The 17144-nt window shown below is 71.3% G+C and carries 14 protein-coding genes; 6 read left to right on the top strand and 8 right to left on the bottom strand.

Annotated features, from left to right (window positions below):
* Positions 1 to 67 precede the first annotated feature (67 nt).
* Positions 68 to 2242: an RNA polymerase recycling motor ATPase HelR gene (helR, locus tag ACSMFO_RS28940; RefSeq protein WP_436461214.1), complete on the top strand. Its 2175-nt coding sequence runs from the start codon at positions 68 to 70 to the stop codon at positions 2240 to 2242.
* Between the two features lie 98 nt (positions 2243 to 2340).
* Here the strand turns inward: helR and ACSMFO_RS28935 are convergent, their stop codons facing one another.
* The 5 genes from ACSMFO_RS28935 to cbiE are packed head-to-tail and all read right to left on the bottom strand — an operon-like array spanning position 2341 to position 9117.
* The gene (locus ACSMFO_RS28935; RefSeq protein ID WP_073847709.1) at positions 2341 to 5445 is read right to left on the bottom strand and encodes an arabinosyltransferase domain-containing protein; all 3105 of its coding nucleotides are present in this window, start codon (positions 5443 to 5445) and stop codon (positions 2341 to 2343) included.
* A gap of 33 nt (positions 5446 to 5478) precedes the next feature.
* Positions 5479 to 6222 carry a cobalt-precorrin-6A reductase gene (locus ACSMFO_RS28930; protein ID WP_436461213.1) on the bottom strand — a complete coding sequence of 248 codons (744 nt, stop codon included), beginning with the start codon at positions 6220 to 6222 and terminating at the stop codon, positions 5479 to 5481.
* Positions 6219 to 7214, bottom strand: coding sequence for a Gfo/Idh/MocA family protein (locus ACSMFO_RS28925; RefSeq protein WP_436461212.1), 996 nt, complete (start codon positions 7212 to 7214; stop codon positions 6219 to 6221). Before ACSMFO_RS28925 ends, ACSMFO_RS28930 begins: the two co-directional genes overlap by 4 nt.
* A complete protein-coding gene (gene cobM / locus ACSMFO_RS28920; RefSeq protein WP_436461211.1) occupies positions 7211 to 7972 on the bottom strand; it encodes a precorrin-4 C(11)-methyltransferase in 762 nt (253 codons plus the stop codon). Before cobM ends, ACSMFO_RS28925 begins: the two co-directional genes overlap by 4 nt.
* Complete coding sequence (gene cbiE / locus ACSMFO_RS28915; protein ID WP_436461210.1) at positions 7969 to 9117, bottom strand: precorrin-6y C5,15-methyltransferase (decarboxylating) subunit CbiE; 1149 nt, start codon at positions 9115 to 9117, stop codon at positions 7969 to 7971. The genes cobM and cbiE overlap by 4 nt, the downstream gene beginning before the upstream one ends.
* A gap of 61 nt (positions 9118 to 9178) precedes the next feature.
* On the opposite strand from cbiE, the gene ACSMFO_RS28910 reads away from it, so the two are divergent.
* From ACSMFO_RS28910 to ACSMFO_RS28890, 5 genes are all read left to right on the top strand, one after another.
* Positions 9179 to 11137, top strand: a complete 1959-nt coding sequence (locus ACSMFO_RS28910) for a putative cobaltochelatase (protein ID WP_436461209.1) — start codon at positions 9179 to 9181, stop codon at positions 11135 to 11137.
* Entirely contained in the window at positions 11137 to 11751 is a 615-nt protein-coding gene (gene cobO / locus ACSMFO_RS28905; protein ID WP_360122041.1) for a cob(I)yrinic acid a,c-diamide adenosyltransferase, read from the top strand. The genes ACSMFO_RS28910 and cobO overlap by 1 nt, the downstream gene beginning before the upstream one ends.
* Positions 11745 to 13079, top strand: a complete 1335-nt coding sequence (locus ACSMFO_RS28900; protein ID WP_436461208.1) for a cobyrinate a,c-diamide synthase — start codon at positions 11745 to 11747, stop codon at positions 13077 to 13079. The genes cobO and ACSMFO_RS28900 overlap by 7 nt, the downstream gene beginning before the upstream one ends.
* Positions 13072 to 14079, top strand: a complete 1008-nt coding sequence (gene cobC, locus ACSMFO_RS28895; RefSeq protein ID WP_436461207.1) for an Rv2231c family pyridoxal phosphate-dependent protein CobC — start codon at positions 13072 to 13074, stop codon at positions 14077 to 14079. The genes ACSMFO_RS28900 and cobC overlap by 8 nt, the downstream gene beginning before the upstream one ends.
* A gap of 82 nt (positions 14080 to 14161) precedes the next feature.
* Entirely contained in the window at positions 14162 to 14857 is a 696-nt protein-coding gene (locus ACSMFO_RS28890) for a hypothetical protein (protein WP_436461206.1), read from the top strand.
* Here the strand turns inward: ACSMFO_RS28890 and ACSMFO_RS28885 are convergent.
* The 3 genes from ACSMFO_RS28885 to ACSMFO_RS28875 are packed head-to-tail and all read right to left on the bottom strand — an operon-like array spanning position 14770 to position 17140.
* A complete protein-coding gene (locus ACSMFO_RS28885; RefSeq protein WP_436461205.1) occupies positions 14770 to 15516 on the bottom strand; it encodes an adenosylcobinamide-GDP ribazoletransferase in 747 nt (248 codons plus the stop codon). The genes ACSMFO_RS28890 and ACSMFO_RS28885 overlap by 88 nt on opposite strands.
* A complete protein-coding gene (gene cobT, locus ACSMFO_RS28880; RefSeq protein WP_436461204.1) occupies positions 15513 to 16526 on the bottom strand; it encodes a nicotinate-nucleotide--dimethylbenzimidazole phosphoribosyltransferase in 1014 nt (337 codons plus the stop codon). The genes ACSMFO_RS28885 and cobT overlap by 4 nt, the downstream gene beginning before the upstream one ends.
* Positions 16527 to 16534: 8 nt before the next feature.
* On the bottom strand, positions 16535 to 17140 hold the full coding sequence (locus tag ACSMFO_RS28875; protein WP_037346667.1) for a bifunctional adenosylcobinamide kinase/adenosylcobinamide-phosphate guanylyltransferase: 606 nt from the start codon (positions 17138 to 17140) through the stop codon (positions 16535 to 16537).
* Positions 17141 to 17144 lie beyond the last annotated feature (4 nt).

Raw genomic sequence — 17144 nt, 5'->3', positions numbered from 1 at the left:
TGCCACAAGACCCCGGTGATGCCTCAGACTCACTCGCCGTAGCCGAAACCTGGCGAAATGGGAGTCTGTGTCAACTCAGGGTCATGAAGAAGAGCTCCGGTCCGAACGCGAGTACGTCGCCGGGCTCTACACGCGCCTGGACGCCGAACGCGCGCGCGTGAAGGGGGAGTACCAGGCCGCGCTGGGCGGAACCGGCGGGACGGCCATGGAACGTGATGTCGAGGTGCGCGCGCTGGCCAGGGAGTCGCGGCGGCTGGACGTCGTCGACAACGGGCTGTGCTTCGGCAGGCTGGACAGCCTGGCGGGGGAGACCTCCCACATCGGCCGCATCGGGCTCTTCGACGAGGAGAACGACTACGAACCGGTGCTGCTCGACTGGCGGGCACCCGCCGCCCGCCCGTTCTACACCGCGACCGCCGCGACGCCGGAGAAGATGCGCCGCCGCCGCCAGTTCCACACGCACGGGCGTGAGCTGCTCGGGTTCACCGACGAGGTGTTCGGCCGCCCCGGCGGCGACGCGGAGGGTGACGCGGCGCTGCTCGCGGCCGTCAACGCGCCGCGTGGCGAGGGGATGCGCGACATCGTCGCGACGATCCAGTCCGAACAGGACGAGATCATCCGGCACGAGCACCCCGGGGTGCTCGTGATCGAGGGCGGGCCGGGTACCGGGAAGACCGTGGTCGCGCTGCACCGCGTCGCGTACCTGCTCTACACGCAGCGCGAGCGGATGGAGCGCCACGGCGTGCTCGTGGTCGGGCCGAATCCGGCGTTCCTGCACCACATCGGCCGTGTCCTGCCGTCGCTGGGCGAGACCGACGTGGTGTTCATGACCACCGGCGATTTCGTGCCCGGCCAGCACATCACCGCCGAGGACGGCCCGGAGGCCACGCGGCTCAAGGGATCGCTGAAGATGCTGGACGTCCTCAAGGCGGCCGTCGCCGACCGGCAGCGGCTGCCCGAGGAGCCGGTGCTGATCGACCTCGCCGACGTCACCGTGCGGATCGACGCCGAGACCGCGGAATGGGCCCGCGACGAGGCACGCAAGAGCGGCCTGCCGCACAACGAGGCGCGCGGGACGTTCACCGACATCGTCACCTACGTGCTGACCGAGCGGGCGATCGCGCGGATCGGCCGCGGTTGGCTCAGCCGGGACGACCGTGACGAATGGGAGCGGCTGCGGAAGGACCTGCTGAAGGAACTGGCGGAGAGCGAGACGTTCACCGCCGCGCTCGACGCGCTCTGGCCGATCCTGACGCCCGAAAGCCTGCTGGGGACGCTGCTTTCGTCGTCAGAGCGGCTTCGCGCGGCGGGGGCCGACCAGGCGTTGCTGCGCGCAGACGGCGAGGCCTGGACGGTGTCGGACACGCCGTTGCTCGACGAACTCGTCGACCTGCTCGGCCGCGACAAGGCGGAGGACAAGGCCGCCGAGATGGCGCTCGCGCGGGAGAAGAAGGCGGAGGCCGAGTACGCCGAAGGTGTGCTCGACACGATGAAGCTCGACCGCGAGGAGATGGACGAGGATGTCATGCTGTCGGCGGAGAACCTGCTCTTCGCCGACGAACTCGCCGACCGATTCGTCGAGCATGACACGCGAAGCCTCGTCGAACGTGCCTCCGCGGACCGGGACTGGACGTACCGGCACGTCGTGGTCGACGAGGCGCAGGAACTGTCCGAAATGGACTGGCGAGTGCTGATGCGGCGCTGTCCCAACCGGTCGTTCACCGTCGTCGGCGATCTGGCGCAGCGCCGGTCCGAGGCCGGGGCGCGCTCGTGGGACGCGATGCTGAAGCCGTACGTGCCGGGGCGCTGGGTGTACCGCTCGCTGACGGTGAACTACCGCACCCCGGCGGAGATCATGGCCGTCGCGGCGTCGGTGCTCGCCGAGTTCGCGCCCGAGGTCCGGGCGCCGGAATCGGTGCGCTCCAACGGGGTCCGGCCGTGGGCGCGGCAGGTCGACGCGGATTCCCTGGCCGGTGCCATCGAGGAGTTCGTCAAGGACGAAGCCGGGCGTGAGGGCACGAGCGTCGTGATCGGGCCGCCCGGGGTGCCGGGCACTTTGCCCGCGTCGGAGACGAAGGGGCTCGAGTTCGACGCCGTCCTCGTCGTGGACCCGGAACGGATCCTGGCCGACGGACCGCGAGGTGCCGCTGAGCTCTATGTGGCGCTTACGCGCGCTACGCAGCGCCTCGGCGTCCTTCACGAGGCTCCGCTGCCGCCCGCACTGGCGGGCCTGAACGCGTAACTCGCGTGATCAGACAGCGCACTCGCGTGATTGGGGCCGGAACTCGTGAGTTCCGGCCCCAATCACGCGAGTTACGGGCTCAGTCACGCGAGTGACGGCTAGCGGGTCGGGTCCTTGCCGTTCGGCTGCCGCGGTCCCGGGCCGGGCGACCACCAGCCGGGGACGACCTTCTCGCCGTGGACGATCGTCGGCGCGATCCCCTCGGTGAACGGTTCGACCTGCAGCAGCTGGCCCCAGGACTGGCTCGGCTGGCCGATCAGGTAGCTGGGCACCTCGGGTTCGGCCGCGACCTCTTCGAGCCAGCCGATCGGGCCGCCGTTGGTGCTGGACGCCCAGTTCGCCTCGTCGGCGACGGCGCCGGCGGTGATCCGGTACTCGGGCATCTTCGAGATGCCGTCGTGCGAGGTCACCGGCTGCACGCACGGGTAGACGAACGACGCGGGCCAGTCGACGTACACCGGCTTGCCCGCGATCTTCTCGGTCAGCGTGGTGAACGTCGGCACACGCGGCGCCGACGCGGCGATCCAGCCGTCCTCGGTGAGGTCGTTGTCGACGATGTTGATCCGCACGGACGTCGTCTCGGCGGGGAGGTCGCGCAGGTTGATCCGGGTGTCGTTCCAGCCGTTGGTCCCGGCGCCGGGCGGCAGCACGAACTGGCTGCGCACGACCTTCACGCCTTCGCTGGTGTTCACGCCGTAGTCGAGGCTGACCGACGTCGGCCGCCGGGCCGCGCCCGCGGTGGCGACCACGATCTGTCCGTCGGCGGGCTTTTCGGCGAGGGCGTACCAGTCGCTGCGCAGCCGTCCGGCCCGCGTTTCGGGGTCGAGGAAGCTGCTCCACATCGGGACTTCGTCGGGTTTGAAGCCGTGCGGCGGTTCGGCCAGCGGATCCTTGTCGTCGATCGCGCGGGTGTGGAACCCGGTCTGCACCCGGCCGTTGTCCTGCTCGGGATCGGGCAGCGGCGGCGGGGTCTGCCCGGCGGGCGGTTCCTCCTTCTTCACCGGCACCGTCCGCTGTTCGGGCTGGGCCCGCAGGATGCTGGTCGCGGCGTCCCGTTCCACCATGACGTGGTCGGAGAGGTTGCAGCTCTTGCCGAACAGATGCCCGAAGTTCGCGGCGCCGAGGCTGTAGGAACCCTGCTGGTTGTGGATCGCCCACGCCATGCTGACGAACTCGCCCGTGGCCATCAGGCCGCAGACGACCACCAGCGAGAGCGAACCGAGCCGCAGTGACCGGCTCCGCCCTTCCTGCGGTCCCGCCTGCAGGCCGGGCCGGTGCGCGCGGACGTTCTCCACGAACGCGTACACCCCGGAGATCGCCGCCGCGATCAGCAGGATGGTCGACAGCGGGATCCCGCCGATCGACGGCGCCACCGCCGTCCACTGCACGCCGAGTTTCGAGACGAACCAGTACGAGTTGGGCCCGGTCGCGGCCAGCGCGCCGACCACGAGCAGCCCGGCGAGGAACGCCGCCCGGTTACGCCGTGAGCGCAGCACCGTCGAACTGGTCGCCAGCGCGGTCAACGCCGCCATGGCCGCGCCGACCGCGGCGAACGCGCCGAAGTGGTGCGTCCACTTGGTCGGGGTCAGCGCCAGCAGCAGGAAGAACAGCGCGACCGTGCCGATCAGGCGGCGGCTGGGGCCGAGCGCGGCGCCGGGGATCCGGCCGCGGCGCAGCAGCACCACCAGGCAGGTCCCGGTGCACAGCAGCACCAGCAGCACGGGGAACCGGCGTGGCACGGAGCCGTCCGGCAGGCTTTCGAACAGCAGCTGGTAGCGCGCGAGTTCCTGGAACCACGACAGGTTCGGGCCGACCAGGGTGCGGATCCGGGTCGCCTCCTGCACGGTGGCGAAGGTCTGGTCGGCGAACACCACGACCAGCACGAGCAGCCCGGCGGCCAGCACCGGCGCGAGCACCGGCAGCCAGCCGTTCTCGGCGCGCTGGCGGACCAGTTTGTACAGCGGGCGCGCGGCGACCAGGAACGGCGCGACCGCGATCAGCCCGGTCGGCGTCGCGGCCAGGGTGAACCCGGCCGCGGTCAGCCCGAGGCACAACGGCAGCAGACGGCGGGTCACCAGCGCGCGCTCGACGGCGCAGATCGCCAGCAGCGAGCCCAGCGCGGCGACCGGTTCCGGCCGGACCCCGTTGTTGAACGGCATCCACCAGACCAGGAACACCGCGGCGGCGGCCCAGCCGGCGGCGCGGCTCGTGCGGACCTGGGTGCCCAGGCGCGGCATGACCTCGCGGCTGATCAGCAGCCAGCTCAGCACGCCCAGCAGGAACGACGGGAGCCGGATCCACGGCGGCACCGTGCTGACGTGCGCCATCAGCTGATACACGTGGTAGAACCAGCCGAACGGCGCTTCGGCGACACCGAACCAGCGGTGGTAGTTCGTGAGGTAGCCGGTCTCTTCGGCCACTCTCGACATCGTGAGGATGTAGCCGTCGTCCGAGGTGACCGGGCCGATGAACACCCAAGCGCCGAGCGCGATGATCACCGTCGCGTCGCGGGCGGTCAGCCGCCACCAGCCGACCGGCGCCCAGCGCGGCGCGCGGCGGGCGAATCCGGAGTCCATCCGCCACACCGCGATCAGGCAGCCGATGAACGACAGCGCCGCGATGACGCCGACGATCCACTTCCACACCGTCGGCGACGTCTGGTAGCGCGTGTCCGGGACGACCGAGACGTGCAGGCCGTCGATCGGGTCCTTGCCCGCGTTGATCGACGAGTAGATCCCGACCAGCCGCGGCCGGACGTCGCCCTCGGCGTGGAACACCACGGTCTCGGCGACGGTCAGCGTCATCTGGTTCGCGTCCGCCGACAGCTTTACGTCACATTTGTTCTCGGGAAGCGGCTGCTGCACGATCTGCTGTCCCTGGCTGGAGGCGAGCAGCACCCCGTTGTCGATGCGCAGCTGCAGGCCGACGCCCTTGCCCGCGCGCGGGTCGGTGCGGCCGTCGGGCACGGTGGAGAACAACAGCGCCTGCCCCTGCGAACGCGCGTCCAGCGAACGGACGGTCGTGCACGGCAGGTCGACGCGCAGGTCCTGCGCCCAGTACCCGGTCAAGGGCGCGTTGACGGAGCGGGTGTCGCCGCCCGTTGGCCAGACGACCTCCGCTGTGTCCTGCACCACCGGCAGGAAGGGGAAAGCCAATGCGCACAAGGCGGACAGCAACCCCAGCGTGACAGCGATCAAACGCATCGGCGCAACGCTAACGGGTCTGGTCCGAACGGCTTACGCAGGGCTGCCCTTCGTCTCGGTGCCGAGCCAGGTTATAGCGCCCTGAACTGTCGTTACGCTGGCCGTTTCCGGCCGCGCCGGCCGCCGTACGACGACCACCGGGAGGCCGAGCCCGCGGGCCGCGGTGAGCTTCGCCGCGGTCATCGCGCCACCGCTGTCCTTGGTGACGAGGACCTCGACACCGTGCCGCTCCATGAGGGCGCGTTCCTTCTCCACCGTGTACGGCCCGCGGTCCAGCAGGATTTCGTGCCGCCGGGGGAGGGGCACTTCGGGCGGGTCGACGCAGCGGATCAGGAACCAGAGATCCAGCGCGGCGAACGCGGCGAGGCCTTGCCGTCCGCTGGTGAGGAACACGCGTTCGCCGAGCGCCGGGAGCAGCCGCGCGGCGTGGCCGAGGTCGTCGGCCCAGTGCCAGGTGTCGCCGGGCTGTTCGGTCCAGCCGGGCCTGGCGAGCCTGAGCAGCGGTGTGCCCGTTTCCCGCGCCGCGATGGCCGCGTTGGCGCCGATGCGTTCGGCGAAGGGATGCGTGGCGTCGATCACCGCCTCGACGTCGTTCTCGGTCAGCCAGCGCGCGAGCCCTTCCGGACCGCCGAAGCCGCCGACTCGGGTCTCGCCGTGAGGCAGCTTCGGTCGTGCGACGCGGCCCGCGAGTGAGGACACGACGTGCTCGCCGCGCGCCACCAGTTCCTTCGCGAGCTCGCGTGCTTCGCCGGTGCCACCCAGGATCAGCAGTGTCATCGGGCCACGGCCTCGCGCCATCGTTCCAGCGTGCGCAGGTTCGCGAGCGTCTCCGCCCAGGTGAGTTCGGGGGCCTGCCGGTCGGCGATATGCGCGGCGACGTGGTCGGCTTCGCGGGCGAAAAGGCCTTGTGTCGCCTCGACTTCGATCACCTCGGGCTCGCCGCCCTCCGGCGTGAGCACGATCTGCGACGTCTTCGGCTTGCGCATTTCGTGGATCCACGCCGGTTTCGGCACGTACAGCTGACCTTCGGAGCCGTACACGCGGATGTGATCGTCCTGCGTCAGCTGGAAACCGCAGGCCAGCTGCGCGAGGATCCCGCCCGGCAGCCGCAGCAGCCCGAACGCGACCTCGTCGACGCCGTTCTCGTCGAGCCTCGCCATTCCGAGCACCTCCTCGGGCTCCACGACGTCCTGCCCGGTCGCCGCCTGCGAGACCAGCCGCGCGAGTGACGTGCAGTAGCAACCGACGTCGAAGATCCCGCCGCCGCCCAGCGCGGGATCGGTGAGCCGGGGCACGGCGAAGTTGTAACTGAAGGCGACGTCCACGGCGCGGACCTCGCCGATGGCGCCGCAGGAGATCAGCTCGGCCAGCCGCCGGATCTGCGGATGCAGCCGGTACATGAACGCCTCCATGAGGAAGACGTCGTTCGCCCGGGCGGCTTCGATGACCTTCTCGGCTTCGGCGACGGACATCGTCAGCGGTTTCTCGCACAGGATGTGCTTGCCCGCTTCGGCCGCGCGGATCGCCCATTCGCCGTGCAGCGGATGCGGCGTCGAGATGTAGATCGCGTCGACGTCCGGATCGGCGAGCAGATCCTCGTAGGCGCCGTAGCATTTCGGGATCTCGAAACGGCTCGCGAACTCGGCCGCCCGGTCACCGGATCGCGCGGCGACGGCTTCGAGCACGCCGTGCTTGCTCTCTTCGACGCCCGCCGCGAACTCGGCGGCGATGGTCCCGGCGGCCAGCAGGCCCCAGCGAAGACTCTTCACAACGACTCCGGTTGGCTCGCTCGATCACGGGTGGCCGAATACAGGAAACTATCGGGAAACCCTTCCGCGGCAAGGACTTCCCCGACGAAGATCATCGCGGCGCGGCTGATCCCGGCCTCGCGGGACTGCGCGGCGATGGTGCCGAGTGTCCCGCGCAGCACCTGCTCACCGGGCTGGCTCGCCAGCGCCACCACCGCCGCCGGGCAGTCTTCGCGGTAGAACGGCCGCAGTTCGTCGACTACCTGCTCGATGCGGTTGATCGCGAGATGCAGCGCGAGCGTGGTGCCGGTGCGCGCGAAGTTCGCCAGCGTTTCCCCCGGCGGCATGGCCGTGGACCGGGCCTGGGCCCGCGTGATGACCAGGCTCTGCCCGACTTCGGGCACGGTCAGTTCGCGGTTGAGCAGCGCGGCCGCGGCGGCGAACGCGGGTACGCCCGGCGTGACGTCGTACGGAACGCCTGCCGTGTCGAGGCGGCGCATCTGTTCGGCGACGGCGCTGTAGATCGACGGGTCGCCCGAGCACAACCGCGCGATCTCGTGGCCCTTCCCGTGTGCTTCGACCATGCGCTCGACGATCGCGGGCAGGTCGAGGTTCGCGGTGTCGACGAGCACCGCCTCCGGAGGGCAGTACTCCAAGAGCGCTGTCGGCGTCATGCTGCCGGGGTACAGGCAGGTTCGGCAGCGGCCGAGCAGGTCACGGCCTCGTACGGTGATGAGGTCGGCCGCACCCGGGCCGGCGCCGATGAAGTGCACTGTCAAGGTTTGCTCCGATAGTTCCACTGTGTCACGGCTCGCGCCGGGGTCCAGCCGGTGAATCCGCCGAGCGGCGCGGCCTGTTCGACGGCGACGCGGATCAGTTCCCCGCCGTGTTCGCCGTACGCGCGGGCCAGGGCCTGTTCGGATTCGAGGGTCACGCCGTGCGCGACGATCCGCGCGCCGGTCGCCAGGCAGGCGTCCAGGACACCCGGCACGGTCAGTCCGCCGCCGATGAAGATCGCTTGCGGGGTGGCCAGCCCTTCGAGGGCTTCCGGTGCCGCGCCGGTCACCACGTCGAGTTCCGGGACGCCGAGCGCGTCCGCGTTCCGGGTGATCCGGGCGGCCCGTTCCGGCGACCGCTCGATCGCGATCGCCCGGTTCAGCGGATGCACCCGGGACCACTCGATCCCGACGCTGCCGGCGCCCCCGCCGACGTCCCACAGCAGTTCGCCGGGCGACGGCGCGAGCCTGGCCAGCGCGGACGCGCGCAGGTCGCGTTTGGTGAGCTGGCCGTCGTGCTCGAAGGCGTCGTCCGGCAGCCCGGTCAGCGGCAGCGCGGGACCGTCGGCCTCGATGGCGAACACGGTCAGCGAGCCGGGGCCGACGCGTTCGCCGGGGCCACCTAGGTCGGACAGCGCGGTGACGCGGCTCTTGCCGTAACCGCGGGTTTTGAGCAGGTCGAGCAGGTCTTCGGCGTTCGCGCCGAGGACGAGGATCTTCCGCCCGGGCGCGAGCGCGCGGCTCACCCGGGCGATCGCGCGGCCGACGACGGTCACCACCTCGGTCTCCTCCGCCGCCCAGCCGAGCCGCGCGCGGGCGAGCGTCACCGAGGAGAGCGCGGGCAGGACCTCGACGTCGTAGCCGCGCTGGATCAGCGTCGTGCCGATGCCGGACAGCAGCGGATCGCCGCTGGCGAGCACGCAGACGCGGCCTTCGCGCTCGGCGAGGAAGCCGTCCAGTCCCGGCAGGAGCGGACTGGGCCAGGGCTCGGATTTCATCCCGGCGGGCAGGTACGCGAGCTGACGCGGAGCGCCTACGACCACGTCGGCGTTCAGGACCGCTTCCCTGGCCTGCGAGGACAGGCCGGGCCAGCCGTCGGCCCCGATCCCGACGACCGTCAGGGGTGATTTTTCGCGCACCTCGGTCACGCTAGACGACGGATTTCCTGTGCGATGATCGGCCGGAGGTCGTCGAGGATGAGGGAGAGCTGTGAAGCCGTACCCGTTCACCGCCGTTGTGGGGATGCCGGATCTGCGCCTGGCGCTGGTGCTTTCCTCCATCTCGCCCGCCGTCGGCGGGGTTCTCGTGCGCGGCGAGAAGGGCACGGCGAAGTCCACGATGGTGCGCGCGCTGGCCGGTCTCCTGCCCGGCGTCGACGTCGTGGACGCGTGCCGGTTCTCCTGCGATCCCGTCGAGCCCGATCCGGCCTGCCCCGACGGCCCGCACGCGGAAGGTTCGCCCGCCCACCGTCGTCCCGCGCGGCTGGTGGAGCTGCCGGTCGGCGCGGCCGAAGACCGCGTGATCGGTTCGCTGAACCTGGAACGCGCGCTCGCCGACGGCGTCACCGATTTCCAGCCCGGCCTGCTCGCCGCCGCGCATCGCGGGCTGCTGTACGTGGACGAGGTCAACCTCCTGCACGACCACCTGGTCGACACGCTGCTCGACGCCGCCGCCATGGGCCGCGCGACCGTCGAACGCGAGGGTGTCTCGGTGTCGCACGCGGCCCGGTTCGTCCTGATCGGCACGATGAACCCCGAGGAAGGCGAGCTGCGGCCGCAGCTGCTGGACCGCTTCGGGCTCACCGTCGAGGTCGCGTCCAGCCGGGACCCCGAACTGCGGGTCGAGGTCGTCCGGCGGCGGCTCGCCTACGAGGCGGACCCCGACGGCTTCGCCGGCCAGTACGCCGCTGCCGACGCCGAACTCGCCGCGGACATCGAGGCGGCGCAACGACTTCTGCCGTCGGTCAAACTGCCGGACGACGCGCTGCGGCAGATCGCGGAGGTCTGCGCGTCGTTCGAGGTCGACGGGATGCGCGCGGACATCGTCACCGCCCGGACCGCGGTCGCGCACGCCGCCTGGGCCGGGCGCACCGAGGTGACCACCGACGACGTCCGGGTCGCGGCCAGGCTCGCGCTGCCGCACCGCCGTCGCCGCAATCCCTTCGACGCGCCCGGGATCTCCGAGGAGCAGCTTGAGCAGGCGTTGCAGGACGCCGAACCCGAGGGCCCCGGTCCCGACGACGACGGTCCCGGTTCCGGTGCCCCTCCCGAGGGCGGTGAGGCTCCGCCGTCGGAAGGCGGTGGCCAGGAGCCGTCGGGCGGTGGCAAGAGCGGCGGCGACCAGAAGCCGGTCGGCGCAGGGGAAGCCTTCCGTGCCAGGCGTTTCGAGGTGAAGGGCACCGGTGAGGGTGCCGCGGGACGGCGGTCGAGGGCGATCACCGACAACGGGAGGACCATCGGCGTCCAGCCCACCGGCACCAAGGACGGGCATCCGCATCTGCTCGCGACCGTGCGCGCGGCCGCGCCGCATCAGCGTTCCCGTGGACGAAGCGGTGCGGGTCTCGTGGTGCGGCCCCAGGATCTGCGGTTCGCGCGGCGGGAAGGTCGCGAGGGCAACCTGGTGCTGTTCTGTGTCGACGCGTCCGGCTCGATGGGCGCGCGGCAACGGATGCGCGAGGTCAAGACCGCCGTGCTGTCGCTGCTGCTCGACGCGTACCAGCGCCGCGACAAGGTGGGCCTGGTGACCTTCCGCGCCTCCGGCGCCGAACTCGCGCTCCCGCCCACGATCAGCGTCGACGCCGCGGCGTCCCGTTTGGACGGTCTCGCCACCGGCGGCCGGACGCCGCTGGCCGAGGGACTTCTCGAAGCGGCAAGGGTTCTGCGGATCGAAGCGGTCCGTGATCCGGTGCGGCGTCCGCTGCTGGTCGTCGTCACCGACGGCCGTGCGACCAGCGGCGCCGACGCCGTCCAGCGTGCCCGTCAGGCGGCCGGGTTGCTGGCTGGGAACGTGACCTCGATCGTGATGGACTGCGAGAGCGGGAAGATGCGTCTCGGCCTCGCCGCCGAGCTGGCGGAACACCTTGGCGCGGAACACGTTCCGGTCGCCGAGGTCGCCGCCGACACCCTCGCGGGCGCGGTCCGCACCCGCATCTCCGGAAAGGCGGCGTAATGCCACAGGGCAAACCGGAAACGGTGCCGAACGACGGTCTCACCACCCGCCAGCGACGCAACCGCCCGCTGCTCGCCGTGCACACCGGCGAGATGAAGGGCAAGTCCACGGCCGCGTTCGGGATGGCGCTGCGCGCGTGGAACCAGGGCTGGTCGATCGGCGTGTTCCAGTTCGTCAAGTCGGCGAAATGGCGCGTCGGCGAGGAAGCCGCGTTCCGCGCGCTGGGCAAGCTGCACGAGGACACCGGCCAGGGCGGCGCCGTCGAGTGGCACAAGATGGGCGAAGGCTGGAGCTGGGCACGCAAGTCCGGTTCCGAAGAAGACCACGCCGAGAACGCGCGTGAGGGCTGGGCCGAGATCAAACGCCGTCTCGCCGCCGAAACTCACGACTTCTACGTCCTCGACGAGTTCAGCTACCTGCTCAAATGGGGCTGGCTCGAAGTGGACGACGTCGTCTCGACGCTGAGCGAGCGCCCCGGCCATCAGCACGTGGTGATCACCGGCCGGTACGCGCCGCCGGAGCTGATCGAGGCGGCGGACCTCGTCACCGAGATGACGAAGGTGAAGCATCCGATGGACGCCGGGCAAAAGGGCCAGCGAGGCATCGAATGGTGAACCGCGTGGTCATCGCCGCGCCCGGGTCCGGGCACGGCAAGACCACGATCGCCGCGGGCCTGATGGCGGCGTTGCGCGCGCGGGGGTTGAAGGTGTCCGGGCACAAGGTCGGGCCCGACTTCATCGACCCGAGCTACCACGCGCTGGCGACCGGACGGCCGCCGCGCAACCTAGACCCGTTCCTCCAGGGCGAGGACCGGCTGATCCCGTTGCTGCGGCACGGTTCCGCCGGTGCCGACATCGCGGTCATCGAAGGCGTGATGGGCCTGTTCGACGGCGCGCTCGGCACCGAGGGGTACGCCTCGACCGCGCACGTCGCCCGGTTGCTGGACGCGCCTGTGGTGCTCGTCGTGGACGCGTCGGCCGCGTCGCGCAGTGTCGCCGCGACCGTGCTGGGGTTCGCGCAGTACGACACCCGCGTCCGGCTCGCCGGCGTCATCCTCAACAAGCTGGGCTCGCAGCGGCACGCGGACGAGATCGTCACCGCGCTGGAGGCGACCGGCGTCCCGCTGCTGGGAACGTTGTACCGCAACGAAGAGATCCACGCGCCCAGCCGTCACCTCGGCCTTGTCCCGGCGGCGGAACGGGCGAGCGAGTCCGAACGCCTGCTGCCGGAGCTGGCCGCGTGGATCAGCGAGGGGGTGGACCTCGGCGCGATCGTGCAGGTCGCGCGCTCGGCCTCCCGGCTTTCGGGAGAGCCCTGGCGGCCGCCTTTTTCGGCCGAGGGGCGGCGTTCGGTGGTCGCCGCGGCGGCCGGTCCGGCGTTCACCTTCCGCTACACCGAGGCCGTCGAACTGCTCGCCGCCGCGGGTGTCGACGTCGTCGATGTGGATCCCTTGCAGGACAAGGAACTTCCCGAAGGCTGCGCCGGGTTGTACTTCGGCGGCGGCTTCCCCGAGGTGCACGCCGAAGAGCTTTCGGCGAATCTCCCGCTGCGGACGGCGATCGCGCGAGCCGTCGGCGACGGAATGCCCGTCGTGGCGGAATGCGCGGGGCTGTTGTACCTGTGCCAGGACATCGACGGGACGCCGATGACCGGCGCCCTCGACGCGTCGGCCACCATGACGAAACGCGGAAAGCTGGGGTACCGCAAGGCTTTCTCGCCCGCGGACAGTGTGCTCGCGGTCGCCGGGCAACGCGTCACCGGGCACGAATTCCACCGCACGATCATCGAACCCGGCAGCGGCCCGACCCCGGCCTGGGGCTGGGACCGCACTCCGGACGGTTTCGCGTCGGCGTCTCTGCACGCGTCATATCTGCACGTCCACTGGGCGGGCTACCCCGAACTCGCCGAGCGGTTCGCCGCCGCGGTGCACGCCCATGGCTGACTACGACCTCTGGCATCACGGCGATCGCGAAGTCGGCGAGGGTCTCGTCGATCTGGCGGTCAACGTCCGCCTGCCGGTGCCGCCCGCCTGGCTGCGCGCCGAACTGGCGGCGGCGCTGGACGATCTGGCCGCCTATCCGGACGTCACCGCCGCCACGGCCGCGGTCGCCGCCCGGCACTCGCTGCCCGAGTCCCAGGTCTTGGTGACCTCCGGCGCGGCCGAGGCGTTCACGTTGCTGGCGACGGCGTTGCGGCCGTCGTGTGCGGTGGTCGTGCACCCGCAGTTCACCGAACCCGAAGCCGCCCTGCGCGCGACAGGCCATGCCGTGCGGCGGGTGGTGTTGTCGCCCGGCGACGGCTTCCGGCTGGGCGACGTCCCGGAGGAAGCCGATCTGGTCTTCGTCGGGAACCCCACGAATCCGACTTCCGTCCTGCATCCGGCCGCGGATCTGCTCGCGCTGGGCCGCCCGGATCGCTTGGTCGTCGTCGACGAGGCCTTTCTCGACGCCGTCCCCGGCGAGACCGAAAGCGTTGCGGGGCAACCGGGTTTCGTCGTCCTCCGCAGCCTGACGAAGACGTGGGGGATCGCCGGGCTGCGCGCCGGGTACGTCCTGGCGGACGAGTCCGTTGTGGACAGTCTGCGCGCGGTCCAGCCGCCGTGGTCGGTCTCGTCACTGGCCGCCGTCGCCGTGGTGGCGTGCTGCCGCCCGGCGGCGTTGGAGGAAGCCGAGAAACTGGCCGTGGCGGCGGAAGCGGACCGGGAGTACCTGGTTTCGGGCTTGACCGCTTTGGGGGTCGAGGTGCTGGGGGAACCCCGGGGGCCTTTCGTGCTCGTGCGGCTCCCTGGTGCCGACGGCGTGCGGGAACGATTGCGGGAGAACGGCTTCGCCGTCCGCCGCGGGGACACCTTCCCGGGGCTGGACGGGCGGTACCTGCGGATCGCGGTGCGGGACCGGGAGACGGTGGACCGCTTCCTGGCGGCGTGGCGAAAGATCTCGTGAGTGGTAAGTGTCGTTAGAACGCGACTTACCACTCACGACCAACTTGGCCAAAGCGCACGGCGACTTCTGGTTGGATAGGCGTGTGAACTTCGTGATCGGCGTCTTCGATCTCTTCGCCTATACCATCCCCGGCGCGCTGTACGTCGCGTTTTTCGGTTACCTCGGGGCGAAGGTCCACATCCTGACGGCGGCGAGCGTCGGCGGCGTGCCGACCGTGGTGCTCGTCGTCGTGATCGTGGTCCTGAGTTTCCTGCTGGGCTATCTGGCCTATCCGCTCGGGGATGCGCTGGAGCGGATCGTGCCGCGCAGGCGGGACCGGGACGCCGCCGTGGAGTTCGTGCGCCGGATGCCCGCGGCCAAGGACCGCGCGTTCCTGAAGGAGAGCCCGCATCTCCTGCTGTGTGCGCTGCAGCTGCACGACAAGGAGGTCGCGGCCGACGTCACGCGGCTGCGCGCGTCCGGGCTGATGGTGCGCAACTGCGCGCCGCCGATGCTGTTCGGCGCCGTCGCCGCGATCGTCGACATCTTCGCCGGCAAGCATCCGTTCATCGCCGCCGTGATCGCCGCGCTACTGCTGTTCGCGTCGGTCACTTTGGTCTCCCAGGGCCGCAAGCTCGGCCTCTGGGCCGGGATGAAGACCTTCGAGTTGTGCTTCTGGCTGCCGGAGATCGACGAGAAGCTGGCGGTTCCTCAGAACGACGAAGCCAGCAAGATCCCCGCGACGGAGACCTCGAGGCAACCCCCGAGCACGTCCCCGGTGACCCCGCCCAGCCGCTGAACGCACCGCGCCAGCAGCGCGGACGCGGCCAGATACCCCAACGCCACCGCGCTCAGCCCTTGCCACCACGGCAGAACAAGCGCCGCCGCGCCCGCCAGTACGGCGAAGACCACGGCCGCCGCCCACACCGGCACCGAACCGGCGACGGTCGCGCCCAGCCCTTCCGGCCGGGCCGACGGGACACCGCGCGCGCAGCACAGCGAGAGCACGCCGCGTCCGGCGACGACCGCGACGGCGGCCGCCGCGATCCCGTGCCCGGCCGAGATCGCCCCGGCCAGCGCGCCGACCTGGACGAGCAGCGCCAGCACCAGGGTCGCGATCCCGGTCGGCCCGGAATCCCCGCGCCGCATGACCTCCAGCGCCCGAGCACGGTCGTACGAAGCGCCGAGACCGTCGGCCGTGTCGGCGAGCCCGTCCAGATGGAGCCCGCGGCTGCCGAGCGCCACCGCGCCCAGCGCGAGCGCCGCCGACGCGAACGCGGGCAGACCGATCAGCTCACCCAGGAAGACGATCAGCGAAGCGACGGCCGCGAGCGGCACGACGGCAAGCGGGCCGAGCACCATCGCCCCGCCCGCCACCCGCCGGTCGATCACTCCCGGCGCCGGCACCCGGACGGTGGTCAGGGTGCCGACGGCCATTTTCAGCGCGTCGGGGATCAAGCCAGATCCGCCAGCAGACCCATGTCCGCGAGGATCGCCCGCGCCGCCCTCAGCACCGGTACCGCCTGCACGGCGCCGCTGCCCTCGCCGAGCCGCAGCCCGAGGTCGAGGATCGGCTCCAGGTCGAGCGCCTTCAACGCGTACGCCTGCGACGGCTCGGTCGAGCGATGCCCGGCCAGCCACCACTGCTCGGCACCCGGCGCGATCTCGCGGGCGACGAGCGCCGCGGCCCCGGAGAACACGCCGTCGAGGAGCACCGGCACCCCGCGAACCGCCGCCTGCACGAGAAAGCCCGCCGTCGCGGCGAGACAAGCGCTGCCGAGCGCGGTCAGCAGTGTGAAGGGGTCTTTCGTCGCGCCGGCCCTGATCAACGCGGCCTCGACGACCGCGAGTTTCCGCGCGCGCCCGGCCTCGTCGATCCCGGTGCCCGTGCCGACGACGTCTTCCGGGAGAAGACCGAGCAGCGAGGCGACCACGGCCGCGCAGACCGTCGTGTTGCCGATCCCCATGTCACCGGGGATGAGCAGATCCGCGCCGCCGTCGATCTCCTCGTCCGCGATCGCCAGCCCGTGCTCGAACGCCGTCCGCGCCTCGCCCTCGGCGAGCGCGTCCTCGACGTCGATCGCGCCGGAACCCCGCCGGACCTTGTGCGCGGTGACCTCGGCGGGCACGTCCGCGCCGTCCCAGTCCACGGCGATGTCCAGCACCCGCACCTTCGCCCCGGCGAGCCCGGCCAGCACGCTGACGCCGCTCTTCCCGGCGAGGAACACCCGGACCATCGCCGCGGTGACCTCGCGCGGATACGCCGACATCCCGGAAACCCCGTGGTCCCCGGCGAAGACGACCACCCGGACGTCGTCGAGCGGCCGCGGCGGGACCACACCGTGCGCCGCGCTGAGCCACGCGGCCAGGTCTTCGAGCCGTCCGAGTGAACCGAGCGGTTTGACCAGTCCGTCCAGTCTGGCGCGCGCGGCGGTTGCGGCGGCGGCGTCCGGGGTGGCGATACGCATGGGACTCCCTAAGGCAGGTCGAGCATCCGTCCGGCGACGACCAGCACGGTCCGGTCGGACACGGCGGACACCCGGTTGTTCAACGCGCCCAGCACATCACGGAACACGCGTCCGGACACCGTCGCGGGCACCACACCGCTGCCGACCTCGTTGCTGACCGCGATCACCGGCACGTCGGCCTGAGCCCACGCCGCCAGGAAATCCTCCAGCCGGTCGTCGAGCCGCCGCTCCCAGCCCTTGCGCTGGTCCCAGGCGCCGACCTCGTCGAGCACCCGGCTGATCCACGTGCCGAGGCAGTCGATGAGCAGCGGATGCGTCGCCGTGCGCAGCACCGTGGCCAGGTCGGTGGTCTCGACGGTCTTCCAGTGGCTCGGCCGCCGCGCGCGGTGCGCGGCCACCCGGGCGGCCCATTCGGGATCTTCGGCGCTCGGCGGCAGCCCGGGCGCGACATAGGTGAGGTGCGGGTGGCGGGACGCGAGCCGCTCGGCGTGGTGTGACTTCCCAGAGCGGACGCCGCCCAGTATCAGCACCTTGCCGTCGTCGCGCGAATAGCGGCGAAGTGCCCGCGCGAGAGTCTCCAGGACCCTCGCGAGGCGATGCGTCAGCTTGGTCATACCC

This window comes from Amycolatopsis sp. w19 (genome assembly GCF_051373225.1).
Taxonomy (GTDB): domain Bacteria; phylum Actinomycetota; class Actinomycetes; order Mycobacteriales; family Pseudonocardiaceae; genus Amycolatopsis; species Amycolatopsis japonica.
The sequence above is the reverse complement of the archived record's forward strand: the minus strand, read 5'-3'. Positions and strand labels throughout refer to the sequence as shown.

What these genes read in the sequence shown, in the direction of transcription:
- cobT (WP_436461204.1), bottom strand. Translation starts at nt 16,526, where the DNA reads ATGCGTATCGCCACCCCGGACGCCGCCGCCGCAACCGCCGCGCGCGCC.
- ACSMFO_RS28930 (WP_436461213.1), bottom strand. Translation starts at nt 6,222, where the DNA reads ATGACACTGCTGATCCTGGGTGGCACCGGCGAAGCACGCGAGCTCGCG.
- ACSMFO_RS28900 (WP_436461208.1), top strand. Translation starts at nt 11,745, where the DNA reads ATGGTGAACCGCGTGGTCATCGCCGCGCCCGGGTCCGGGCACGGCAAG.
- cobO (WP_360122041.1), top strand. Translation starts at nt 11,137, where the DNA reads ATGCCACAGGGCAAACCGGAAACGGTGCCGAACGACGGTCTCACCACC.
- ACSMFO_RS28875 (WP_037346667.1), bottom strand. Translation starts at nt 17,140, where the DNA reads ATGACCAAGCTGACGCATCGCCTCGCGAGGGTCCTGGAGACTCTCGCG.
- ACSMFO_RS28935 (WP_073847709.1), bottom strand. Translation starts at nt 5,445, where the DNA reads ATGCGTTTGATCGCTGTCACGCTGGGGTTGCTGTCCGCCTTGTGCGCA.
- cobC (WP_436461207.1), top strand. Translation starts at nt 13,072, where the DNA reads ATGGCTGACTACGACCTCTGGCATCACGGCGATCGCGAAGTCGGCGAG.